This is a genomic window from Mycolicibacterium vinylchloridicum, assembly GCF_013404075.1.
Taxonomy (GTDB): domain Bacteria; phylum Actinomycetota; class Actinomycetes; order Mycobacteriales; family Mycobacteriaceae; genus Mycobacterium; species Mycobacterium vinylchloridicum.
Genome location: NZ_JACBJQ010000075.1, coordinates 1 through 22,247, shown reverse-complemented (window position 1 = coordinate 22,247; position 22,247 = coordinate 1). Strand labels below are relative to the sequence as shown.

Below are 22,247 nucleotides of genomic sequence, written 5' to 3'. Positions count from 1 at the left end.
TGAGGGGCGGGGCTCGGTGGGCGGCGGTGCGTGCGGGGGCTCCTCGGTCGTCACCGGCGGGGGTGGCGGAGGCGGCGGGACGGTAGTGGTGATCTCGTCCTGCACGGGTGGCGGCTTGACCGTGGTGGTGGTCGCCGGGGTGGCCAGATTGTCGGTGTCGGTACTGGTCACCAGCAGCGACACCGACACCACCAGCGCGATGGCGGCCACGATCGCGGTAACCCCGACTACCCACGGCCATTTCGGCGGCCGCGGCTCGTCGATGTATTCAGTACCCGCGTCATAGCTGTCGTAGTCGTAGAGCCCAGGATCGGGCGCGACGAAGGGGCCTGCCGTGTACTGCTCGGATTCCGGTGCGGAGTAGGCCTGAAAACCTGTGCCGGTGGGTGTCTCACCCACCTCGCCCGACTCCTCATCCGGCGGATTCGGCCCGCTCATGCTCGCCTGTCCTCTTTCGACTACATCACCGCGGCACGCGGGCCGAGGACTGGCTCGCAGCGTGCCGACGGCTCCCGTTGCCCTGGCAAGACACTACCCAACCGGGCGAGCCACCTGCATCGCAGCACACCGTTGGCGCCAAGTGATGTCGCGATTGTGACCTTCGTGCCAGCGATCAGTGCTTCTCGGGGCCGATGTAGTACTCGAACACCAGGCCGCATACCGCCGCGATCACGAAGACCACACCGGCCGCAATGAGCCACGGCAGCCACAGCGCCGCACCGACGGCGGCGGTCGAGAACGACAGCGCGATCAGGATGGGCCACCAGCTGTGCGGCGCGTAGAAGCCCAACTCCCCTGCGCCGTCACTGATTTCAGCGTCCTCGTAGTCCTCGGGACGGGTGTCGAGGCGACGAGCCACAAACCGGAAGAAGGTGCCCGTGATCAACGAGAGGCCGGCGGTGAGCACGAGTGCGGTGGTACCGGCCCACTCGATGCCGCCGTACTGGAAGACGGCCGTCAGCGCACCGTAGACAACCGCGGCGAGGACGAAAAAGGCGGTCAGGATTTCGAAGAGTCTGGCTTCAATATGCATCTGCTCATCCCCTACTTACTCGCCTGCGGGATCACTTGCTCGCCCCGACGCGTGTCGAACGGGTGGGTCGTGGTGGCCATCGGTGGCTGGTTGATCGACTCCAGTGCCTCGGCATTGGTCTTGCCGGCGATGCGCTGCTGCAGGTAGGCCTTGAAGTCGTTGGCCGAGACGACCCGGACCTCGAAGTTCATCATCGAGTGGTAGGTGCCGCACATCTCGGCGCAGCGCCCGACGAATGCGCCGCTGGTCTGGCCGTCCGGCAGTTCGATCTCGGAGATCTGGAATTTGTTCTCGGTGTGGTTGGCTTCCGGGTTCGGGAAGACGTCACGCTTGAACAGGAACTCCGGGACCCAGAACGAGTGGATGACGTCGGCCGAGGCGATCTGGAACTCGATGCGCTTGCCGGCCGGCACCACCAGAACCGGGATCTCGTTGCTGGTGCCCAGCGTCTCGACCTTGTCGAAGTTCAGGTACGTGCGGTCCTGCGGGTTCAGGCCGCGCACCGCGCCGACCTTCTCCTCACCGTGGGCGTCGACGCCCTCGGGCTTGGAGACCATCGCCTCTTTGCGCGCCGGATCTGCACCGTCGTAGTTGAAGGTGCCGTCCTTGAAGTCGACCTTCTGGTAGCCGAACTTCCAGTTCCACTGGAATGCGGTGACGTCGATGACGACCTCGGGATTGGGATCCCGGTGCATCATCTTCTCCTGCACCACGACGGTGAAATAGAAGAGCACGGAGATGATCAGGAACGGAACGATGGTGAGCACGAGTTCCAGCGGCATGTTGTAGCCGAACTGACGGGGCAGCTCCTCGTCGACCGGGGCGCCCTTCTTCTTGCGGTGGAAGGCCATCGCCCAGAAGGTGAGGGCCCACACGATCACACCGACGATGAGCGCGGCGATCACCGACCACACCCACAGATCGCGGTTGGTCTGGGCCTCAGGGGTGATGCCCTTGGGCCAGCCCAGGCCGAACACTTCCTGGTAGCTGCACCCGCTGAGAGCGAGCGCCAGCGCACCGAAGGTGACAGCTAACGCCAGTACCCGGAATCGGGAACCGCGGGTCTTCACGTTGGCGCCTCCTGCATCGGGACTGTTCTGGCCCACCCACACCACATTTTTCTCGTCGCGGGAACTTTCCGCGAATCGAATACTACGCAGCGTAGACCACGCCCGAACACCCAGCCCGGCACATCGGGGAGTTGCGGCATACTAGGGCCGGTGTGCGGACTGCTGGCCCTGGTTACAGACCCCGCAACTGCGGTAAGTCCGCCGCTCGTCGAGGCGGTGGCGGGCGCGTCGCATCTGATGCGGCACCGGGGTCCCGACGAGCCGGGCACGTGGTCGGATGACCGGGTCGTGCTGGGGTTCAACCGGCTTTCGATCATCGATATCGCGCACTCGCACCAGCCGTTGCGCTGGGGGCCGCCCGATGAGCCCGACCGCTACGTGCTGGTGTTCAACGGCGAGATCTACAACTACCTGGAGTTGAGGGCCGAGCTCACCGAGCAGTTCGGCGCGGCTTTTGCCACCGACGGCGACGGTGAGGCGATCGTCGCCGCCTACCACCACTGGGGTACCGCGGCACTGAGCCGGCTGCGCGGCATGTTCGCGTTCGCACTGTGGGACACCAAGAACCAGGAATTGTTCTGCGCCCGCGACCCGTTCGGCATCAAACCGCTGTTCATGGCCACCGGGCCCGGCGGTACCGCCGTCGGCAGCGAGAAGAAGTGCCTGCTGGGCCTGGCTGTCGATGTCGGCATCAATCTGGCCATCGACCGCCGCGCTGTGCAGCACTACACGGTGCTGCAGTACGTGCCCGAGCCCGAGACCCTGCATCACGGTATCCGCCGGCTCGAGTCGGGCTGCTATGCGGTGATCCGCCCCGGCGAGCAGCCGAAGGTCAGCCGTTACTTCGTCCCCCGCTTCAGCGCCGCCCCGTTCACGTCGAGCGGCGAGCAGGCTCGCTACGACGAGATCACCGCGGTCCTGGAGGACTCGGTAGCCAAACACATGCGCGCCGACGTGACCGTCGGCGCGTTCCTGTCCGGCGGTATCGATTCGACGGCGATCGCGGCACTGGCCATCCGGCACAACCCGCGGCTGATCACCTTCACCACCGGGTTCGAGCGGGAGGGCTTCTCCGAGGTCGACGTCGCGGTTGCCTCGGCCGAGGCGATCGGCGCCCGGCACGTGGCCAAGGTCGTCAGCCAGTCCGAGTTCGTGGCCGCGCTACCCGAAATCGTCTGGTATCTCGACGAACCCGTGGCCGACCCGGCCCTGGTCCCGTTGTTCTTCATCGCCAGGGAGGCCCGCAAGCACGTCAAGGTGGTGCTCTCCGGGGAGGGCGCCGACGAACTCTTCGGCGGGTACACGATCTACCGGGAACCGTTGTCGCTCAAGCCTTTCGACTATCTCCCACGCCCGGTCCGCAAGTCACTGGGCCGCGCGTCGCGGCCGTTGCCGGAGGGTATGCGCGGCAAGAGCCTGCTTCATCGTGGCTCGCTGACCCTCGAGGAGCGCTACTACGGCAACGCCCGCAGCTTCTCCGACGAGCAGTTGCGCGCCGTGCTGCCGGCATTCGATCCGGCCTGGACCCATACCGACGTCACCGCCCCGATCTACGCCGAGTCAGCCGGCTGGGATCCCGTAGCCCGGATGCAGCACATCGACCTGTTCACCTGGCTGCGCGGCGACATCCTGGTCAAGGCCGACAAGATGACGATGGCCAACTCGCTGGAACTGCGGGTGCCGTTCCTGGACCCCGAAGTGTTCGCGGTGGCCTCCCGGCTGCCGTACGAGGCAAAGATCACCCGTACCACCACCAAGTACGCGCTGCGCCGCGCGCTGGAGCCGATCGTGCCCGCGCACGTGCTCAACCGGGCCAAACTCGGCTTCCCGGTACCGATCCGGCACTGGCTTCGCGCGGGCGAGCTGATGGACTGGGCATACGGCATGATCGACGCCTCGCAGGCCGGTCACCTCGTCGACGTCACAGCCGTGCGGGCCATGCTCGATGCGCACCGCGCCGGCGACGGCGATCACAGCCGCCGGCTGTGGACGGTGCTGATCTTCATGCTGTGGCACGCCATCTTCGTCGAGGGAAGCATCGTGCCCACGATCAGCGAGCCGCACTACCCCGTGCAGCTCTAGCTCAGCGCAGCGGCAATGTCGTCGGCGGCCTCGGGGCCGTACGCCTCCTTGATCCGCTTGATGCCGGCTGCCTTGTCCCAGGTCCACTCCTGCGGCCCCGGCGCTTCCAGCACCAGGGTTGCGACGAGTGAGGCGAGCTGCGCGGCGCGTTCCAGGCTCAGGCCGGCACCACGGCCGGTGAGGAACCCGGCGCGGAAGGCGTCGCCGATGCCGGTCGGGTCTTCCTTCTGCGTCTCGGGAACCACGTCGACATGGATGAACGTGCCGTCGCGACCGACGAGGTCGACGCCGTTGGGGCCGAGCGTGGTGACGCGCAGCTGAATCTGGCTCATCACTTCGGCTTCCGACCAGCCGGACTTCTGCAACAGCAGATCCCACTCGTAGTCGTTGGTGAACAGGTAGCTGGCGCCGTCGATGAGCCGGCGGATCTCCTCACCGTTCAGGCGGGCCAGTTGCTGGCTGGGATCGGCGGCGAACGCCAGTCCCAGCGCACGGCACTCCTCGGTGTGCAGGAACATCGCTTCGGGATCGTTGGCGCCGATGATCACCAATTCCGGTGCTCCGCTGCGCTCGACGAGGTCGGCGAGCTTGATATCGCGGGCTTCCGACATCGCACCCGGGTAGAACGACGCGATCTGGGCCATGTCCTCGTCGGTGGTGCAGACGAATCGGGCGGTGTAGGCGGTCTTCGACACCAGGACGTTCGAGGTGTCCACACCGTGAGCTTCCAGCCACTGCCGGTAGGAGTCGAAATCTGAGCCGACGGCACCGACCAGCGTCGGGTTTCCGCCGAGCAGTCCCATCGCGTAGGCCATGTTGCCGGCAACTCCGCCGCGGTGAACCACAAGGTCGTCGACCAGGAAGCTCAACGAGACCTTCTGCAGGTGCTCTGCCAGGAGTTGTTCGGAGAACCGCCCGGGAAAGCGCATCAGGTGGTCGGTGGCAATGGATCCGGTCACCGCGATCGCCACGTTGTGTCCGCCCTTCATTTGCTAATGGGACTAGCCCCGCTGTCGTGCGCTAGCCTGCGTACAAGAGCCGACTATATGGCCCGGGGTCGGCCCCGTTGCGGCGGGTGCTTCAAGTTCCGGCCTGCACAGACCCCAGGGAGACTTGATCGATGGCCGGCCCTATTCCGCCGCACCAGCCACCCCGGTATTCCGAGCCCTACCCGGACGAGCCGTTCGGCCCGCCCGGCATGCCCGCGCCGGGACCGTATCCGGGCGTGTACCCAGGAGCCCTGCCGCCCCCGGTGGCCTACCCGAAGCCGCGCCGGCGCCTGGGCCTGTGGCTGGGTCTGGTCGCACTCGTGCTGGTGGGCGCCGTGGTGGCGGGAGTCCTGATCATCCGCAGCGGACAGCCCAGCACGACGACGGCCGGCGGGTTCACCGAGGCATCGGCCAAAGCGGCGATCACGAACTACCTGACCGCGCTGTCCAAGGGCGATTCCGAGGCCATCGCCCGCAACAACCTCTGCGGCATGTACGACGGGGTGAAGGACCGCAAGTCCGATCTCGCGCTGGCGAAGCTGGCCAGCGATGCGTTCCGCAGGCAATTCTCCGGGGCCGAGGTGACCTCGATCGATTCGATCGTGCCCTGGTCGAACTACCAGGCCCAGGTGTTGTTCACCATGAAGGTCGCATCGTCGGGCTCACGCGGCACCCGCGGCGAGGAGCAGGGCGTGGCGCAGTTGCTGCGCCAGGGCAATCAGCTGCTGGTCTGCTCGTATCTATTGCGAACGGCCGCCCAGTACTGACTGGACGGCCGTTGACAGGTCGAGCGGTAAGGCTTCGTTTCAGTTGAACGAGTCGCCGCAGGCGCAGGAGCCGGTGGCGTTGGGGTTGTCGATGGTGAAGCCCTGCTTCTCGATGGTGTCGACGAAGTCGATGGTCGCGCCCTGGATATAGGGAGCGCTCATCCGGTCGACGGTCAGATTGACGCCGCCGAACTCGCTGACCAGGTCACCGTCGAGGGTGCGGTCGTCGAAGAACAGGTTGTAGCGCAGGCCGGCGCAGCCACCCGGCTGAACGGCGATCCGCAGCGCCAGGTCGTCGCGGCCCTCCTGGTCCAACAGCGACTTGGCCTTCGCGGCCGCGGCCTCGGTCAGGACCGCGCCGTGCGTTTCGGTCGTGGCGTCGGTCGACTGATCGGAAACAGTCATTGCGTCTCCCTCAAAAGCAGATGTCTGTGTGGGTCCCGTGGGGATTGATCCCACCTCGTCAACGGTACCTTGTTCCGCCGCTATTCCCGAGTTGACCGCCCAGGTCGGCCGCGGTTCGGCGGGCCAGACCCGTCAGCTGGTTGGCGGCGTCGTCGATGGCGACCTGCACCGACCCTGCGTAGTCGGCGATGGAGTGGGCAGCGCCGATCCCCGCCGCGTCCAGCGCGGCGGGCTCCAGGGTGACCTGCCCGGCCAGTACCAGCACCGGTATTCCGCGGGCCCGGGCGCCGCCGGCCAACGCGCTGACCACCTTGCCGTGCAGCGACTGGTCGTCGAAGCGGCCCTCCCCGGTGACGATCACGTCGGCGGCGGCAATATCGCCGGCCAGGCCGGTGAACTCGGCGATCACCGCCGCCCCGGACTCCCGCCGGCCGCCCAGTGCCAGCAGCGCCGCACCCAATCCGCCGGCCGCGCCCGCGCCGGGCAGCGGGCTGACCGCGACACCGGCCAGCGCGTCGAGTTCGGCAGCCCACGCCACCATCTTTTGCTCGAGGATCTCCACCGTCGCCGGATCGGCGCCCTTCTGCGGCCCGAAGATCCGCGCCGCACCCATCGGACCCAGCAGCGGATGTTCGACGTCGGTGGCGGCGATCAGGTCGACGGCGGCGAGCTTCTGCTTGGCCAGGGCGAGCCCGCCCAGCGCCTCGACGAGCCCGAGCCCGCCGTCGGTGCAGGCACTGCCGCCCAGACCCACGACGATCCGGTGCGCGCCGGCGTCCAGCGCGACCTGGACCAGCTGGCCCACTCCGCGGCTGTGCGCGCCGATCGCGGTGTCGATCGAGGGCGGACCGCCCAGCAGCGCCAGGCCGCAGGCCTGGGCGCACTCGATATAAGCGGTGGCCGTCGCGCCGTCGTACACCCATTCGGCGTCGACGACATCGGTCAAGGGCCCGGACACCGTGTTGTGACGGACCTCTCCGAGCCGGCCCGCCAGCACGCCGACGAAGCCGGGACCGCCGTCGGACTGCGGCGCGAGGACGATTTCGTCGGACGGCCGGGCTTGGCGCCAACCGGCGGCGATGGACTCGGCGGCTTCGACGGCGGTCAGGCCGTCGCCGTAGCAGTCCGGCGCGATCAGCACCCGCATTCGTGCAGGGTAACCTGGCAGGCGTGAAGCTGCTGGGCCGAAAGAACGACGAGCGCGCCGCCAAGGCCGAACCGGTCGAGGTCGACGAATCCGTCGCTTCGGCGGGTGTCACCGCACCCAAGGGCAAGCCCACCCCGAAGCGCAGCGACTCCGCCAAGCGCCGCGGGCCGGTTGCTCCGGCGCCGATGACATCGGCCGAGGCCCGCAAGCGCCGCAAGGAGATGCGCGCGACGCTGACCAAGGAGGAGCGCCGCGAGGAGAAGGCCAAGCGCCGCACCGCGATGAACGACCGGCGCGAGCGGATGATGTCGGGTGAAGAGGCCTACCTGCTGCCCCGCGACCAGGGGCCGGTGCGCCGCTACGCGCGCGACATCGTCGACTCACGCCGCAACGTGCTCGGACTTTTCATGCCCGCCGCACTGGGTTTGATCTTCGTAATGCTGGCCGTCCCGCAGGTGCAGTTGTTCATCTCCCCGGCGATGCTGGTGCTCATGCTGCTCATGGCGGTCGACGGAATCTTGTTGGGCCGCAAGGTCAACAAGGCTGTCGACGCCAAGTTCCCCGACAACACCGAAGGCTCGTTCAAGCTCGGGATGTACGCCGCGGGCCGGGCTTCTCAGATGCGCCGCATGCGCGCCCCGCGACCGCAGGTCGAGCGCGGCGCCAAGGTCGTCTGAGCCGACCAGACGCGGTGCGCACGCTGGTGCTCGGCGGAGTCAGGTCGGGCAAGTCACGTTGGGCTGAGGAGATCATGGCCGGCGATTCCTCGGTCCGCTACGTCGCGACCGGCGCACCTGCCGATACCGATTCCGCCTGGGCGCTGCGGGTTGCCGCCCATCGCGACCGCAGGCCCGCTACGTGGAGCACGGTCGAAACCGCCGATGTGGCCGGGCTTCTGCGCGACGAACCACACACCGCGACCCTGGTCGACGATCTGGGCGGCTGGCTGACCGCCGCCCTGGATCGCCGTGGCTGGGCAGGCGGTTCGGTGGCCACCGACGTCGACGAGTTGGTAAGTGCGGTCGACGGGTTCACCGCGCCATTGACATTCGTCAGCCCGGAGGTCGGCTTGACCGTGGTGGCGGCGACCGCGTCTGCCAGGCGCTTCACAGACGAGCTCGGCACACTCAACCAACGACTCGCCCAGTGCTGTGAGCAGGTGGTCCTGGTGGTTGCGGGGCTCCCGGTCTGGGTCAAACCGACGAAGGCGTTGAACTGATGGATTTCCCCGCGGTCACACCGCCAGACTCTCGTGCCGCCGCGGCCGCCAAGCGGCGCCAGGACATTCTGACCAAGCCGGCCGGCGCACTGGGCCGGCTCGAGGAGCTCTCGGTGTGGGTGTCGGGCTGCCAAGGACTCTGTCCGCCAAAGCAATTCGAACACGCGCGGGTAGTGGTGTTCGCTGGTGACCACGGCGTTGCCCACACCGGTGTCTCGGCCTACCCACCGGAGGTCACCGCGCAGATGGTGGCCAATATCGACGCCGGCGGCGCGGCGATCAACGTGCTGGCCGGCGTCGCGGACGCCACCGTGCGGGTCGTCGACATCGCGGTGGACTGCGAGCAGCCGCTGACCGAGGCGATCGGCGCGCACAAGGTCCGCCGCTCCAGCGGCAACATCGCGCTCGAGGACGCGCTGAGCGCAGAGGAAGTTCTCGCCGCACTGGACGCCGGCCGCCGCCTCGCCGACGACGAGGTGGACGCCGGCGCCGATCTGCTGATCGCGGGTGACATGGGCATCGGGAACACCACGGCGGCGACGGCGCTGATCGCCACGCTCACCGACACCGAGCCGGTGGCCGTGGTGGGCCGTGGCACCGGGATCGACGACGCGGCGTGGACCCGCAAGACCGCGGCGGTGCGCGATGCGATGTTCCGGGCCAGGCAGTTTCGCCCAGATCCGGTCGGGCTGCTGCGCACCTGCGGCGGGGCGGATCTGGCCGCGATGGCCGGTTTCTGCGCGCAGGCCGCGGTGCGGCGGACGCCGGTGTTGCTCGACGGCGTGGTGGTGACGGCGGCCGCACTGGTCGCCGACCGCCTGGCGCCAGGGGCCCGGGCCTGGTGGCAGGCCGGGCACCGGTCGACCGAGCCCGCGCACACGCTGGCGCTCGCGCATCTGGACCTGGTACCGATCATCGACCTGGGCCTGCGGCTCGGCGAAGGTACCGGTGCCGCGGTGGCGCTGCCGGTGCTGCGGGCGGCCGTCGCAACACTGGCGTCGATGGCCACCTTCGAAGGCGCAGGCGTCTCCGAGCGCACATCGGACTGACCGTGTTTCGTTCGCTGGCAACGGCTTTCGCATTCGGTACGGTGTTGCCCGTCCCGCTGCGGGGGGCGCCGGTCGGCCGCTCGACGATGACGGCGCTGCCGCTGGTGGGCGCGGCACTCGGCGCGCTCGCCGCCGCGGTGCTCTGCGCCGGCGGATGGGCCTTCGGCGTGCACAACCCACTGGCCGGGGTGCTGGCCGTCGCCGCACTGCTGTTGGCCACCCGGGGCCTGCACATCGACGGGCTGGCCGACACGGTCGACGGACTGGGCTGTTATGGACCGCCGGAGCGCGCGCTGCAGGTGATGCGGGACGGCACCGCGGGGCCGTTCGGCGTCGCGGCCGTCGTCGTGGCCGTGGCCGCCCAGGCGCTGGCGTTCGCCAGCGCACCGCCGGGCTGGACCGGACTGCTTGCGGTGGTGACGGCGCTGGCCACCGGCCGGGTCGGCGCGGTGCTGGCGTGCCGGCGCGGGGTGCCCGCGGCCGGCGGCAGCGTGCTGGGTGAACAGGTTGCCAGCAGTCAACCGCTCGGGATCGCGGTGGCGTGGGGCGCGCTGGTCGCAGGGCTGGCGAGCGTGGCGACGCCGCGGATCTGGCAGGGACCGGTGGTCGTCCTGATTGCGCTGGTAGTGGCCATGATTCTGGTGGCCCACTGTGTGCGCCGGTTCGGCGGCATCACCGGCGATGTCCTCGGTGCGGTGATCGAGTTGACGACGACGCTGACGATCATCGGTTTGGTAGCCCGCGCCTGAGGCGTGGATATGCCCGTATCGCGGCGCGACGTCGCGTGGCGAATTAGATTCGGGCATGAGCGGGGGTGTCAATGGGCAAATCGGAGGGGACGCCCGATGCTCAGTGGTTTGAGCAGTTGGCCAACCGCAGCGAGACGCTCTTCTACGTCCTGCGAGTGAAGCCGGATCTGGCCTTCGAGTACGTCAACGACGCAGTGGAGACCCTGCTCGGCTGGACGGCCGACGAGGCGCTGAGCGACGCTTCGGGTGTGCTCGGCGTGGTCGACGAGTCCCACAGCGCCCGACTGGCCGCCGCGCTGGAGCTGACGCCGGGCACCGAGGCGACCGTCGATTTGATTTGGCAGCACCGGAACGGAAACCCGGTGCATGGCCAGACGTTCATTCGGTCACGCCAGCGCGAAGACGGTTCGGTGGTCCTGGAGGGCGCCACCCGCAATGTGACTCAGTTGCACAGGGTGGAAGCCGAACTCCATCAATCCGAAAAGCGCTACCGCCTGCTCGTCGAGAACGCCTGGGATGTGGTGTGGACGACGGCGGTCGACGGCAAGGTGACCTATGTCAGCCCCGCGATCGAGCGACTGCGCGGAGTCACCGCCGAGGAGACCATGCGCCAGTCTCTCGATGAGTTCTATCCCCCGGATTCGGCCGAGAGCATTCGGAAGTACTTCCGCAGGGCGCTCGCCGCGGCCCGGGACGGCGCCGAACTCCCGCCGTTTCGGTTGGAACACGAGTTCTTTCACAGGGACGGCTCGAGGGTGGCGGCCGAAATGCAGGTCATCCCCCATCTCGACGAGGACGGGCGGGTCCTGGAGATCCTCGGCGTCACCCGGGATATCACCGAACGCAAGAAGTTCGAATCCGAATTGAGGCGATTGGCCGTCACCGATCCGGTGACCGGGGTGTGGAACCGCCGCCACGGCGAGGAGCTGATCTCCGCCGACCTGAGCACTGCCCACGAGGACGGCCACTCCCTATCGCTGTTGATGCTCGACGTCGACAAGTTCAAGACCGTCAACGACACCCGGGGTCATCAGGCCGGCGACCGCGTCCTCGTCGAGATCGGCCGACGCCTGGTGGCCGTCTGCCGCGACACCGACATGGTGGCCCGCTGGGGCGGTGAGGAATTCGTGATCCTGTTGCGCGACTGCGCATTACAAGACGGTCTGAAGATGGCCGAGGAGATCCGCGCCACCATCGCCGACACCCCGTTCATCGATACGGGTGTGGTGACCGTGAGCATCGGCGTCGCCGAGGCGCACCCCGACGACGACCTGAGATCCTGGGTGGCGCGTGCCGACGAGGCGCTCTACGAGGCGAAGGGATCCGGCCGCAACACCGTGCGGTCCGGCTAGCTGAGCCGGGCCATCCAGCCGTGCGTGTCGGCGAACGTGCCGCGCTGGATGCCGGTGAGCGTGTCGCGCAACGCCATCGTCACCTCGCCGGGCTGCCCGTCGGCGATGGTGAATTCGCCGTCGCCGTACTTGACGTGTGAGACCGGGGTGATGACGGCGGCGGTGCCGCAGGCGAACACCTCGGTGATCTCCCCCGCGGCGGCTCCCTTGCGCCATTCCTCGACGTCGATCTTGCGCTCCTCTACGGCGAAGCCGGCGTCGCTGGCCAGTTGCAGAAGCGAGTCGCGGGTGATGCCAGGCAGCAGCGAGCCGGACAGCTCCGGCGTCACCAGCCGCGCCGACCCGCCGCTGCCGAAGACGAAGAACAGGTTCATCCCGCCCATCTCCTCGATGTAGCGGCGTTCGATGGCGTCGAGCCACACCACCTGATCGCACCCGTGCTCGGCCGCCTCGGCCTGCGCCAGCAGCGATGCGGCGTAGTTGCCGCCGAACTTCGCGGCACCGGTGCCGCCGGGGCTGGCCCGCACATACTCGGTGGACAGCCACACACTGACCGGTTTGATCCCGCCCTTGAAGTAGGCGCCGGCCGGTGAGCCGATCACCAGGTAGCGGTATTCGGAGGCCGGTCGCACACCCAGGCCGGGCTCGGTGGCGATCACGAACGGCCGCAGGTACAACGACGCCTCACCCCCGGCGGGCGGCACCCACTGGCCGTCGACGGCGATCAGCTGCCGCAGCGACTCGACGAACAACTCCTCGGGCAGTTCCGGGATGGCCAGCCGCCGCGCCGAGGCGCGCAGCCGTCCCGCGTTGGCCTCGGGACGGAACGACACGATCGATCCGTCCGCCCACCGGTAGGCCTTGAGGCCCTCGAAGATCTCCTGTGCGTAGTGCAGGACGATCGCCGACGGGTCGAGCTCGATGGGGCCGTAGGGCACCACGCGGGCGTCGTGCCACCCCAGTTCGTCGGTGTAGAGCACCGAGACCATGTGGTCGGTGTGGAACCTGCCGAAGCCCGGATCGGCCAGAATCTGGCCCCGTACCTCGTCGCTCGCCGGGTTCGCGTTGTGCTCAACCGTGAACTCGAGGAGGCCGTTGGACATACGGAAATTGTAGACCCAGCCGCTACCGAGTTTTGACCTCGACGAAGGGCGGCTTGACCACCTCGCACTCCAGCGGGCGGCCGCGGACGTCGACGTTGACCAACGCGCCGTCCTCGATTCCGGCGTCGGCGTCGATGAGGGCAAGGGCGATACCGACTTTCAGCGTCGGCGAGAACGTGCCCGATGTCGTGACGCCCACCGGGTGGTCGCCGCTGAGCACCGTCAGGTCGGAGCGCAGCACGCCGCGGCCGGTCGCGCGAAGGCCGCGCAGCAGCCGGCGCGGGCCGGCCTCTTTCTCGGCGAGCAGGGCCTCACGCCCCCAGAACGCGTCCTTCTTCCAGCCGATCGCCCAGCCGCAGCGGGCCTGCAGCGGCGAAATGTCCAGCGACAGCTCGTGGCCGTGCAGCGGGTAACCCATTTCGGTGCGCAGCGTGTCGCGCGCACCCAACCCGGCGAGTTGCCCACCCGCGCCCTGCACCTCGGCGACCAGGGCGTCGAACACCACCGGCGCGGAGTCCCAGGGTGGCAGCAGCTCGTAACCGTGCTCGCCGGTGTAGCCCGTGCGGCAGACCCGCACCGGCACACCGGAGTAGGCGGCGTCGGCGTAACCCATGTAGTCCATGTCGGTGGGCAGGCCCAGCGCGGCGAGCACGTCTGCCGAGCGTGGGCCCTGGACGGCAAGCACCGCGTACGAGCGATGCTCGTTGGTGATCGAAATGCCTTGCGGCGCTGCGGCTTGCAGCGCATCGACCACTGCGGCGGTGTTGGCCGCATTGGGCACCAGGAAGATCTCGTCGTCGCTGACGTAGTAGGCGATGAGGTCGTCGATCACCCCGCCGTCCGGTGTGCAGCACAGGGTGTACTGCGCCTTGCCGGGACCGACCCGGCGCAGGTCGTTGGTGAAGGCGGAGTTGACGAACTCCGCGGCGCCGGGACCGACCACCAGGGCCTTGCCCAGGTGGCTGACGTCGAACAGCCCGACGGCCTCGCGGGTGGCGGTGTGCTCGCCGACCGTGCCGGCGTACGACACCGGCATTGACCAGCCCCCGAAGGAGGCGAAGCTGGCACCGAGCTCGCGGTGCTGACGGTCGAGCGGCCCAAGCAACAGATCGGATGTGTCGGTCACGGCCAACAACACTAATCCCCCGCGATTAGGGTGAATCCTCGTGAGCACCGAAGCCGGCTACGCAGCCCCCACCGTCACCGTCGCGACCTCGTTGCCCAAGCGGGCGATGGGGGCCGTGTTGATCGTTCCGGTCGTCACCGGCCCGGGCGGGGAAGGCAGCGACGGCTCGCCGACAGTGGTCGGCTCCCCGTTCCTCGACGCCGAGGCCATCGGCGAGATCCAGGTCGGCCTGCGGGCCCTGGGCGCCAAGGCCGGCGCCGAGCAGGTCACCCGCCTGCACGTGCCATCGATTCCGGTCGGCAGCGTACTGGCGGTGGGCCTGGGCGCCGACCGCGACGAGTGGCCGGCCGACGTGATCCGGCGTGCCGCCGGGGTGGCGGCCCGGTCGCTGTCCGGTGTGGGGACCGTCATCACCACGCTGACCGAGTTGCACCTGGAGGCCGCGATCGAGGGCCTGATCCTGGGCAGCTACCGGTTCACCGAGTTCCGCAGCGCCAAGACCGCGCCGAAGGATGCGGCGCTTGGCAAGATCGTCGCGCTGAGCACCGCCTCCGGCGCCAAGAAGGACGCGGCCCGGGCCACCGCGATCGCGACCGCGGTGGCCACCGCGCGCGATTTCGTCAACACCCCGCCGAGTCACCTGTATCCGGGCGAATTCGCCAAGCGCGCCAAGGCTTTGGGTGAAGCGGCAGGCCTCGAGGTCGAAGTCCTCGACGACAAGGCGCTGGCCAAGGCCGGCTACGGCGGCATCGTCGGGGTGGGCAAGGGTTCCGCGCGCCCGCCGCGGCTGGTGCGGTTGGCCTACCGAGGCGGCAAGGGCAAGAAGGCTAAGACCGTCGCGTTGGTGGGTAAGGGCATCACGTTCGACACCGGCGGCATCTCGATCAAGCCGGCCGCCTCGATGCACCACATGACCTCCGATATGGGTGGCGCCGCTGCGGTGATCGCCACGGTCGTACTGGCCGCCAAGCAGGGCCTGCCGATCGATGTGATCGCCACGGTGCCGATGGCCGAGAACATGCCGTCGGCGACCGCGCAGCGCCCCGGTGACGTGCTGACCCAGTACGGCGGGATCACCGTCGAGGTGCTCAACACCGACGCCGAGGGCCGGCTGATCCTGGCCGACGCGATCGTCCGGGCGTGTGAGGACAACCCGGACTACCTGATCGAGACCTCGACGCTCACCGGCGCGCAGACCGTCGCGCTGGGTGCCCGCATCCCGGGCGTGATGGGCAGCGACGACTTCCGCGACCGGGTCTCCCGGATCTCGCAGGCCGAGGGTGAGAACGGCTGGGCGATGCCGCTGCCCGACGAATTGAAAGACGACCTCAAGTCCTCGGTGGCCGATCTGGCCAATATCAGCGCGCAGCGGTTCGCCGGCATGCTCGTCGCCGGGGTGTACCTGCGCGAGTTCGTCGCCGACGGCGTCGAGTGGGTGCACATCGACATCGCCGGGCCGGCCTACAACACATCGGGCCCGTGGGGTTACACGCCCAAGGGCGGCACCGGGGTGCCGACGCGGACGATGTTCGGGGTGCTGGAGGATATCGCCGCCAACGGCTAGTGCAGCGGCAAGCCGACGCCACGCTCCTGCGGACTGCGCGGACCGAAGATGCGCCGCTGCGCGTCGGTGATGCGCACGTCGTTGATCGACCCCTCGCGGCGCCGGTTCAGGTTCTGCTCGTCGAACTCCCACAGCTCGTTGCCGTAGCTGCGCCACCACTGGCCGGACTCGTCGTGCCACTCGTACTGGAAGCGCACGGCGAGGCGGTTGCCCTCGAACGCCCACAGCTCCTTACGCAACGCGTAATAGTGTTCGCGCCGCCACTTGGCGATGAGGAATTCAACGATCTCGTCGCGCCCGGTGATGAACATGTCCCGGTGCCGCCACACCGCGTCGATCGAATAGCCGAGCGAGACCATCCAGGGATCGCGGGTGTTCCAGGCGTCCTCGGAGGCTTGCACTCTGGCCAGTGCGGATTGGCGGTCGAACGGTGGGCGAAGCCGGTGGGTTCGGGCGATCGCGGTCATGTTCCGACAGTGGCAGCAGGCTCCGCGACGGGCATCACGGCAAGCCACCAGATCGGACTACCGGCTACCCGGTAGTCGAAACTCAGAGCACCTTGCCGCGGGCGGTGCTGCGCAGCGCCTGCGGGGCGATCCTGGACGTGCCGTAGAGCAGGTACGCCTCGGGCGTGACCGGGCGGATGGGCTTGTTCTTCTTGACCGAGGACACGATGGCGGCGGCCACTTTGTCCGGTCCGTACCCGCGCAGGTCGAACATCTTCTCCAGTTGCGCCCGCCGGGGAGCGACGGCCGTGCGCTTGCTCTCGGGGGCGTGAAACGCGGTGGTGGAGACGATGTTGGTGTTGACCACGCCAGGGCAGATGGTCGTCAATCCGATTCCGGCGGAATCCAATTCGGCGCGCAGGCAGTCGGAGAACATGTACACCGCCGCCTTCGAAGTGCAGTAGGCGTTCATCGACTGCAGCGGAGCGTACGCCGCCATCGAGGAGACGTTGACGATGTGACCGCCGGTGCCGCGCTCGACCAGGCGGCGGGCGAAGGCCCGGCAGCCGTTCACCACACCGCCGAGGTTGACGTCCAATACGCGGTCGAATTGCTCTGCGGGAGTGTCCAGGAACGCCCCGGCCGCTCCGATGCCGGCGTTGTTGACGACGATGTCGGGAACCCCGTGCGTCGCGGACACCTCGTCGGCGAACCGTTCGACGGCGTCGGCGTCGGACACATCGAGCACGTAGGAATGGGCGATCCCACCGTGGCCGGTGATCCGTGCGGCGGTCTCCTTGACGCCTGCCTCGTCGACGTCACTGACCACGACTTCGGCACCTTCGCGAGCGAATGCCAGCGCCGTCTCCCGGCCGATGCCACTGCCCGCACCGGTGACCGATACAAGCATGTCGCCGAAGCACTTTCGCGGCCTGCCGACCTCGGCGCGCAACAGCGCGCGGCTGGCCGGTTTGCCGTCGAGATACTCGGCGAGTTCGGTGACCGCGGCTGCCAGCACCTGCGGATGCGTGAACGGCGACCAGTGCTTGGCACGAATGTCGCGGCGCCACAACCGTGGCACCCAGCGCGGGGTGTCGTCGTAGACGTACGGCCGCACGTACGGGTCGTCGAGGTTGACGATCAACTGCACGGGAACGTCGACCTCGCGCGGCTTCGGGGCATGAAGCAGTGTGCGAAAGAAGTTGGCACGATAGATCTTCAGACCGTTGGCCGCATCGTTGCTGAATGTCTGCCCGTGGTGCCGCTGCTGGACGGGAATCCCGCGGCTGATCGTTCCCAGTAACAACGTGGCGGCGGCGCGCACGGTTGCCGGGGCCAGCACCGGCACCGAGAACGCCGCCATATAACTCAGGTGCGCACCCGCAGAGAGCGCGCGGGAGAACAACTTCGGCCGGTACGGCCGCTTGAGGCCGTCCCGGACATAGCGGCTGAAATGGTGCGTGTTCGGCCCGGACACGGAGGTGAAGGACGCCACCCGGTCGCCGGCGCCGGGGCGGGTCACGTACTCCCAGATGCTGGACGATCCCCAGTCGTGGGCCAGCACGTGTACGGGTTGGCCGGGGCTCAGTTCGGCGATGACCGCGCCGAAGTCGTCGGCGAGGTGGGCCATCGTGTAGGCCTGGTACGACGTGGGCCCCGAGGAGGCTCCTGCGCTGCGGTTGTCGTAGCGGATGATGCGGAAGGTGTCGGCGAGCAGGGGCACCACGGCGTCCCAGAGCACATGCGAGTCGGGCCAGCCGTGGACGAGGACGACGGTCGGGCCGTCGGGGTTGCCCTCCTCGTAGACCGCAAGGCGGGCTCCGTCGCTGGTGTCGACATAACGCATGGTCATCGGGACCTCCGAGGCCGCCCGGGTAACTGTGACGATCGGTAGCTCATACCGTTGGTACCGACCAAAATGTGACCCTGCCCGCTCGGACGGGCGGGTGTCAAGACCGGCGCCGTTCGATCCGTTTGCGGGCGTCGTAGTCGCGCATCCGCTGCGGATACCCGACCTTCTGCACGTCGTAGACGGGGATGCCGAGCTGCTCGCCGAGCCGGCGGGCGCCGGCGGCACCACCGGCCGGGCGGCGGGTCCACTCGCCGTCGGCGGCCACCAGCACGACGGTCATTTCAGTGACACTGGTCTGGGGCTCGACGAATGCCTCCACCCCGGTGCGCTGCGCGGCCCAGTCCCGCAGATGTCTACGGTCGGCGCCAACATCTGATTCGCCACCGCGCCCGGCACGGAACCTGTCGAACAGTCCCAACTCCGACGCACTCCTCTCAGTGGTTCTTTCCATCGATGGTGCCAGAGAAATCACACGTCGCCCTGAGTGCGTGTAGGCGGCCCGGCAATGACAGGATGGGTACACGACGCTGTGGTATGCCAGAAGTCCGACCCGCACGACTGACCGTTCGAGGGAGTCAACACAATGGCCGTCTCCGTCCAGATGCCGGCACTCGGTGAGAGCGTCACCGAGGGGACCGTCACCCGGTGGCTCAAGCAAGAGGGCGATACCGTCGAAGTCGACGAACCTCTGCTCGAGGTGTCGACCGACAAAGTCGACACAGAGATTCCCTCACCGGCGTCGGGTGTGCTGACCAAGATCGTTGCCCAGGAGGACGACACCGTCGAGGTCGGCGGCGAGCTCGCGGTCATCGGGGAAGCCGGCGAGGCCGCAGCATCTGCGCCCGCCGCCGAGGAGAAGCCCGCCGAGGAGCCGGCCGCACAACCGGAGCCGGCCGCCGAAGAGGCCGAGCCCGAACCGCAGTCGCAGCCCGAGCCCGAGCCCGCCGCCCAGCCGGCCGCGCAGTCGTCGGGATCCGCAACGTCGGTCGTGATGCCCGAGCTCGGTGAGTCCGTCACCGAGGGCACCGTGACGCGGTGGCTGAAGAAGGTCGGCGATTCCATCGGTGTGGACGAGCCGCTGGTCGAGGTGTCCACCGACAAGGTCGACACCGAGATCCCGTCGCCAGTCGCCGGGACCTTGATCAGCATCACCGCCGAGGAGGACGTCACTGTCCCGGTCGGTGGCGAGCTGGCCAAGATCGGCGATGCCGGGGCCGCGCCGCAAGCCGCGCCGGAGCCCAAACCCGAACCCAAACCGGAGCCGAAGCCAGAGCCCAAACCCGAGCCGAAGCCAGAGCCCAAGGCCGAACCGGCGCCGGCACCCAAGCCGGAACCCAAGCCGGCGCCTGCCCCGGCCGCCGCCGACGAGGGCGCCGAGCCCGACGGCAGCCCGTATGTCACCCCGCTGGTGCGAAAGTTGGCCGTCGAGAACGGGATTGATCTCGCGACCGTCAAGGGCACCGGCGTCGGCGGACGCATCCGCAAGCAGGATGTGCTGGCCGCGGCCGAAGCCAAGAAAGCGCCGGCCGCACCGGCTGCACCCGCCGCAGCCGCACCGGCCGCACCCGCGCCGGCGGCCGCGTCGGGCCCGTCACCGTTGGCCCACCTGCGCGGTACGACGCAGAAGGCCAACCGGATCCGGCAGATCACCGCCAAGAAGACCCGCGAATCACTGCAGACCACCGCGCAGTTGACGCAGACCCACGAAGTCGACATGACCAAGATCGTGGCGCTGCGGGCCAAGGCGAAGAGCAGCTTCTCCGAGCGCGAAGGCGTCAACCTGACCTACCTGCCGTTCATCGCGCGCGCGGTCATCGATGCCCTCAAGGCGCACCCGAACATCAATGCCAGTTACAACGAGGACACCAAGGAGATCACCTACTACGACGCCGAGAACCTCGGCTTCGCGGTGGATACCGAGCAGGGTCTGCTCTCGCCGGTGGTGCACAATGCCGGCGACCTGTCGCTCGGCGGGCTGGCCCGCGCCATCCACGACATCGCCGACCGGGCCCGCAGCGGCAACCTCAAGCCCGACGAGCTCTCCGGCGGCACGTTCACCATCACCAACATCGGCAGCCAGGGCGCGTTGTTCGACACCCCGATCCTGGTTCCGCCTCAGGCGGCGATGCTGGGTACCGGCGCGATCGTGAAGCGTCCCCGCGTGATCGTCGACGAGCTCGGCAACGAATCGATCGGCGTTCGCTCCGTCTGCTACCTGCCGCTCACCTACGATCACCGGCTGATCGACGGTGCTGATGCCGGCAGGTTCCTGACCACTATCAAGCGGCGGCTCGAAGAAGGGGCATTCGAGGCCGACCTGGGCCTGTGACGCCAATGGGCCAGCCAGTCGAGGGGCTCGTCGTTGCGATAGCCGGTTCATCCGGCCTGATTGGTTCGGCGCTGGTGTCGGCGCTGCGCGCGGCCGATCATCGGGTGCTGCGGATCGTGCGCCGGGCACCGGCCAACAGCGACGAGCTGCACTGGAATCCCGGCAGCGGCGAGTTCGATCCCGCCGGCCTCGAAGGCGTCGACGCGGTGATCAACCTCTGCGGGGTGAACGTCGGCGAGAAGCGGTGGTCGGGCGCGTTCAAGCAGAGCCTGCGCGACAGCCGTATCGGCCCCACCGAGGTGATCTCGGCGGCCGTCGCTGACGCCGGTGTGCCGGTGTTGATCAACGCCAGCGCCGTCGGCTATTACGGTGACACCCGCGGCCGGGTCGTCGACGAAACCGCCCCTGCCGGAGGAGGTTTCCTGGCCCGGCTCTGTATCGACTGGGAGTCCGCGGCGCTGGCGGCCGAGGACGCCGGAGCCCGGGTGGTGCTGGCCCGGTCGGGGTTGGTGCTCTCCCCCGGCGGTGGTGTCCTGGCGCGGCTGCGCCCGTTGTTCTCACTCGGCCTTGGCGCCCGGCTGGGCAGCGGGCGACAGTACATGCCGTGGATCAGCCTGGAGGACGAGATCCGCGGGCTGTTGTTCGCGATCAACAATGACGCACTGTCCGGACCGGTGAACTTCACCGGACCGGCGCCGGTCACCAATTCGGAGTTCACCGCGGCGCTGGGCCGGGCGTTGAACCGGCCGACGCCGCTGCTGGTGCCCGGATTCGCGTTGCGCACGCTGCTCGGCGAGTTCGCCGAGGAGGGACTGCTCGACGGACAGCGGGCGATCCCCGCGGCGCTGGAGCGGGCCGGGTTCGTCTTCCACCACAACACCATCGGCGAGGCGCTGGCCTACGCCACCGCGTCCACGCAGGGGTAGTACCGTCGACTGGGTGCGCGACTCCATCCGATCCAGCTCAGCGGGCGTGCTGGTGCGTCAGCTGGGCACGGTCGACTACCTGGCTGCCTGGGACATGCAGCGCGAGGTGGCCGACGCCCGGGTCGCGGGTGGACCCGACACCCTGCTGTTGCTGGAGCATCCCGCCGTCTACACCGCGGGTAAGCGCACCGAGGCCCACGAACGGCCGCTGGACGGTACACCCGTCATCGACACCGACCGCGGCGGCAAGATCACCTGGCATGGCCCCGGGCAGTTGGTGGGCTATCCGGTGATCGGCCTGGCCGAACCGCTGGATGTGGTGAATTATGTTCGGCGCCTTGAGGAATCACTGATACGCGTGTGCGCCGATTACGGTCTGGATGCCGGCCGGGTGGACGGCCGCTCCGGGGTGTGGCTGCCTGCCGAGGGCGCTCGCCCGGTCCGCAAGATCGCCGCGGTCGGCATCCGGGTGGCTCGCGGGACGACATTGCACGGGTTCGCGCTGAACTGCGACTGCGACCTGGGCGCGTATTCGGCGATCGTGCCGTGCGGAATCTCCGACGCCGGGGTGACGTCACTGACGGCGGAAGTAGGCAGACGTGTGGGCGTCGGAGACGTCCGGGCCCGGGTCGCCGAAACGGTGTGTGACGCACTCGACGGCCGCCTGCCCGTAACATCGACAACGTGAGCGTTGAACCGGCCGGCCGCAAGCTGCTGCGCCTGGAGGTCCGCAATGCGGAGACCCCGATCGAGCGCAAGCCGCCGTGGATCAAGACCCGGGCGCGCATGGGCCCCGAGTACACCGCACTCAAGAGCCTGGTCAAGCGTGAGGGTTTGCATACCGTGTGCGAGGAGGCGGGCTGTCCCAACATCTTCGAGTGCTGGGAAGACCGGGAGGCGACATTCCTCATCGGTGGCGAGCAGTGCACCCGACGTTGTGATTTCTGCCAGATCGACACCGGTAAGCCCGCCGAGCTCGATCGCGACGAGCCGCGGCGGGTGGCCGAGAGTGTGGCCGCGATGGGGTTGCGCTACGCGA

General features: G+C 68.4%; 21 protein-coding genes and 2 pseudogenes. 12 read left to right on the top strand and 11 right to left on the bottom strand.

From position 1 onward, the window contains the following. The 3 genes and pseudogenes from HPC46_RS31050 to ctaC form a co-directional block, all read right to left on the bottom strand. Nucleotides 1-438 (bottom strand): annotated as a pseudogene (locus HPC46_RS31050) (hypothetical protein); the annotation flags it as partial. Nucleotides 439-613: 175 nt separating this feature from the next. Then, a complete protein-coding gene (locus HPC46_RS31045; RefSeq protein WP_174401138.1) occupies nt 614-1,033 on the bottom strand; it encodes a cytochrome c oxidase subunit 4 in 420 nt (139 codons plus the stop codon). Between the two features lie 11 nt (nt 1,034-1,044). After that, entirely contained in the window at nt 1,045-2,103 is a 1,059-nt protein-coding gene (gene ctaC, locus HPC46_RS31040) for an aa3-type cytochrome oxidase subunit II (protein WP_179475929.1), read from the bottom strand. 150 nt (nt 2,104-2,253) lie between these two features. Here ctaC and asnB point away from each other — a divergent pair, with 150 nt between their 5' ends. Then, the gene (asnB, locus tag HPC46_RS31035) at nt 2,254-4,185 is read left to right on the top strand and encodes an asparagine synthase (glutamine-hydrolyzing) (RefSeq protein WP_179475927.1); all 1,932 of its coding nucleotides are present in this window, start codon (nt 2,254-2,256) and stop codon (nt 4,183-4,185) included. Here the strand turns inward: asnB and HPC46_RS31030 are convergent. Continuing rightward, nucleotides 4,182-5,156, bottom strand: coding sequence for a carbohydrate kinase family protein (locus tag HPC46_RS31030; RefSeq protein WP_179475928.1), 975 nt, complete (start codon nt 5,154-5,156; stop codon nt 4,182-4,184). The genes asnB and HPC46_RS31030 overlap by 4 nt on opposite strands. A gap of 149 nt (nt 5,157-5,305) precedes the next feature. On the opposite strand from HPC46_RS31030, the gene HPC46_RS31025 reads away from it, so the two are divergent. Next, nucleotides 5,306-5,941 carry an Rv0361 family membrane protein gene (locus HPC46_RS31025; RefSeq protein WP_179475926.1) on the top strand — a complete coding sequence of 212 codons (636 nt, stop codon included), beginning with the start codon at nt 5,306-5,308 and terminating at the stop codon, nt 5,939-5,941. 39 nt (nt 5,942-5,980) lie between these two features. Here HPC46_RS31025 and HPC46_RS31020 read toward each other — a convergent pair whose 3' ends face one another. Next, the gene (locus tag HPC46_RS31020; RefSeq protein ID WP_005144565.1) at nt 5,981-6,346 is read right to left on the bottom strand and encodes a HesB/IscA family protein; all 366 of its coding nucleotides are present in this window, start codon (nt 6,344-6,346) and stop codon (nt 5,981-5,983) included. Nucleotides 6,347-6,404: 58 nt separating this feature from the next. Further along, nucleotides 6,405-7,493 (bottom strand): glycerate kinase family protein, encoded by a 1,089-nt coding sequence (locus HPC46_RS31015; protein ID WP_179475925.1) that lies wholly within the window; start codon nt 7,491-7,493, stop codon nt 6,405-6,407. A gap of 23 nt (nt 7,494-7,516) precedes the next feature. Here HPC46_RS31015 and HPC46_RS31010 point away from each other — a divergent pair, with 23 nt between their 5' ends. The 5 genes from HPC46_RS31010 to HPC46_RS30990 all read left to right on the top strand — a co-directional run bounded on the left by HPC46_RS31010 (nt 7,517) and on the right by HPC46_RS30990 (nt 11,862). After that, nucleotides 7,517-8,170 carry a DUF3043 domain-containing protein gene (locus HPC46_RS31010; RefSeq protein WP_179475924.1) on the top strand — a complete coding sequence of 218 codons (654 nt, stop codon included), beginning with the start codon at nt 7,517-7,519 and terminating at the stop codon, nt 8,168-8,170. 14 nt (nt 8,171-8,184) lie between these two features. Then, nucleotides 8,185-8,712, top strand: a complete 528-nt coding sequence (locus HPC46_RS31005) for a bifunctional adenosylcobinamide kinase/adenosylcobinamide-phosphate guanylyltransferase (RefSeq protein ID WP_179475923.1) — start codon at nt 8,185-8,187, stop codon at nt 8,710-8,712. After that, nucleotides 8,712-9,761 carry a nicotinate-nucleotide--dimethylbenzimidazole phosphoribosyltransferase gene (gene cobT / locus HPC46_RS31000; RefSeq protein WP_179475922.1) on the top strand — a complete coding sequence of 350 codons (1,050 nt, stop codon included), beginning with the start codon at nt 8,712-8,714 and terminating at the stop codon, nt 9,759-9,761. The genes HPC46_RS31005 and cobT overlap by 1 nt, the downstream gene beginning before the upstream one ends. 2 nt (nt 9,762-9,763) lie before the next feature. Further along, a complete protein-coding gene (locus tag HPC46_RS30995) occupies nt 9,764-10,510 on the top strand; it encodes an adenosylcobinamide-GDP ribazoletransferase (RefSeq protein ID WP_179475921.1) in 747 nt (248 codons plus the stop codon). Nucleotides 10,511-10,581: 71 nt separating this feature from the next. Then, a complete protein-coding gene (locus HPC46_RS30990) occupies nt 10,582-11,862 on the top strand; it encodes a sensor domain-containing diguanylate cyclase (RefSeq protein ID WP_179475920.1) in 1,281 nt (426 codons plus the stop codon). On the opposite strand, the gene HPC46_RS30985 is transcribed toward HPC46_RS30990, so the two are convergent. Together HPC46_RS30985 and gcvT are read right to left on the bottom strand one after the other, a co-directional pair. After that, nucleotides 11,859-12,965 (bottom strand): branched-chain amino acid aminotransferase, encoded by a 1,107-nt coding sequence (locus HPC46_RS30985; protein WP_179475919.1) that lies wholly within the window; start codon nt 12,963-12,965, stop codon nt 11,859-11,861. The genes HPC46_RS30990 and HPC46_RS30985 overlap by 4 nt on opposite strands. Before the next feature lie 22 nt (nt 12,966-12,987). Beyond that, entirely contained in the window at nt 12,988-14,103 is a 1,116-nt protein-coding gene (gene gcvT / locus HPC46_RS30980; RefSeq protein ID WP_407665582.1) for a glycine cleavage system aminomethyltransferase GcvT, read from the bottom strand. A gap of 28 nt (nt 14,104-14,131) precedes the next feature. Here gcvT and HPC46_RS30975 point away from each other — a divergent pair, with 28 nt between their 5' ends. Further along, a complete protein-coding gene (locus tag HPC46_RS30975; RefSeq protein ID WP_179475917.1) occupies nt 14,132-15,655 on the top strand; it encodes a leucyl aminopeptidase in 1,524 nt (507 codons plus the stop codon). Here the strand turns inward: HPC46_RS30975 and HPC46_RS30970 are convergent. The 3 genes from HPC46_RS30970 to HPC46_RS30960 form a co-directional block, all read right to left on the bottom strand. Then, on the bottom strand, nt 15,652-16,122 hold the full coding sequence (locus HPC46_RS30970) for a nuclear transport factor 2 family protein (protein WP_179475916.1): 471 nt from the start codon (nt 16,120-16,122) through the stop codon (nt 15,652-15,654). The genes HPC46_RS30975 and HPC46_RS30970 overlap by 4 nt on opposite strands. A gap of 82 nt (nt 16,123-16,204) precedes the next feature. Then, nucleotides 16,205-17,953 (bottom strand): SDR family oxidoreductase, encoded by a 1,749-nt coding sequence (locus HPC46_RS30965; protein ID WP_179475915.1) that lies wholly within the window; start codon nt 17,951-17,953, stop codon nt 16,205-16,207. A 97-nt stretch (nt 17,954-18,050) separates the two neighbouring features. Next, entirely contained in the window at nt 18,051-18,371 is a 321-nt protein-coding gene (locus tag HPC46_RS30960) for a hypothetical protein (RefSeq protein ID WP_005144581.1), read from the bottom strand. Between the two features lie 165 nt (nt 18,372-18,536). On the opposite strand from HPC46_RS30960, the gene sucB reads away from it, so the two are divergent. The 4 genes and pseudogenes from sucB to HPC46_RS30940 all read left to right on the top strand — a co-directional run. Next, on the top strand, nt 18,537-20,282 hold the full coding sequence (gene sucB / locus HPC46_RS30955) for a 2-oxoglutarate dehydrogenase, E2 component, dihydrolipoamide succinyltransferase (RefSeq protein ID WP_179475914.1): 1,746 nt from the start codon (nt 18,537-18,539) through the stop codon (nt 20,280-20,282). Nucleotides 20,283-20,287: 5 nt separating this feature from the next. Continuing rightward, nucleotides 20,288-21,208, top strand: coding sequence for a TIGR01777 family oxidoreductase (locus HPC46_RS30950; protein WP_179475913.1), 921 nt, complete (start codon nt 20,288-20,290; stop codon nt 21,206-21,208). A 13-nt stretch (nt 21,209-21,221) separates the two neighbouring features. Continuing rightward, entirely contained in the window at nt 21,222-21,896 is a 675-nt protein-coding gene (gene lipB, locus HPC46_RS30945; protein ID WP_179475912.1) for a lipoyl(octanoyl) transferase LipB, read from the top strand. Then, nucleotides 21,893-22,247: pseudogene (locus HPC46_RS30940) on the top strand (lipoyl synthase); the annotation flags it as partial. The gene lipB and the pseudogene HPC46_RS30940, both read left to right, overlap by 4 nt.

What these genes read in the sequence shown, in the direction of transcription:
- HPC46_RS31045 (WP_174401138.1), bottom strand. Translation starts at nt 1,033, where the DNA reads ATGCATATTGAAGCCAGACTCTTCGAAATCCTGACCGCCTTTTTCGTC.
- HPC46_RS31015 (WP_179475925.1), bottom strand. Translation starts at nt 7,493, where the DNA reads ATGCGGGTGCTGATCGCGCCGGACTGCTACGGCGACGGCCTGACCGCC.
- HPC46_RS30950 (WP_179475913.1), top strand. Translation starts at nt 20,288, where the DNA reads ATGGGCCAGCCAGTCGAGGGGCTCGTCGTTGCGATAGCCGGTTCATCC.
- HPC46_RS30970 (WP_179475916.1), bottom strand. Translation starts at nt 16,122, where the DNA reads ATGACCGCGATCGCCCGAACCCACCGGCTTCGCCCACCGTTCGACCGC.
- sucB (WP_179475914.1), top strand. Translation starts at nt 18,537, where the DNA reads ATGGCCGTCTCCGTCCAGATGCCGGCACTCGGTGAGAGCGTCACCGAG.
- HPC46_RS30985 (WP_179475919.1), bottom strand. Translation starts at nt 12,965, where the DNA reads ATGTCCAACGGCCTCCTCGAGTTCACGGTTGAGCACAACGCGAACCCG.
- HPC46_RS31025 (WP_179475926.1), top strand. Translation starts at nt 5,306, where the DNA reads ATGGCCGGCCCTATTCCGCCGCACCAGCCACCCCGGTATTCCGAGCCC.
- HPC46_RS30965 (WP_179475915.1), bottom strand. Translation starts at nt 17,953, where the DNA reads ATGACCATGCGTTATGTCGACACCAGCGACGGAGCCCGCCTTGCGGTC.
- HPC46_RS31020 (WP_005144565.1), bottom strand. Translation starts at nt 6,346, where the DNA reads ATGACTGTTTCCGATCAGTCGACCGACGCCACGACCGAAACGCACGGC.
- cobT (WP_179475922.1), top strand. Translation starts at nt 8,712, where the DNA reads ATGGATTTCCCCGCGGTCACACCGCCAGACTCTCGTGCCGCCGCGGCC.
- HPC46_RS30990 (WP_179475920.1), top strand. Translation starts at nt 10,582, where the DNA reads ATGGGCAAATCGGAGGGGACGCCCGATGCTCAGTGGTTTGAGCAGTTG.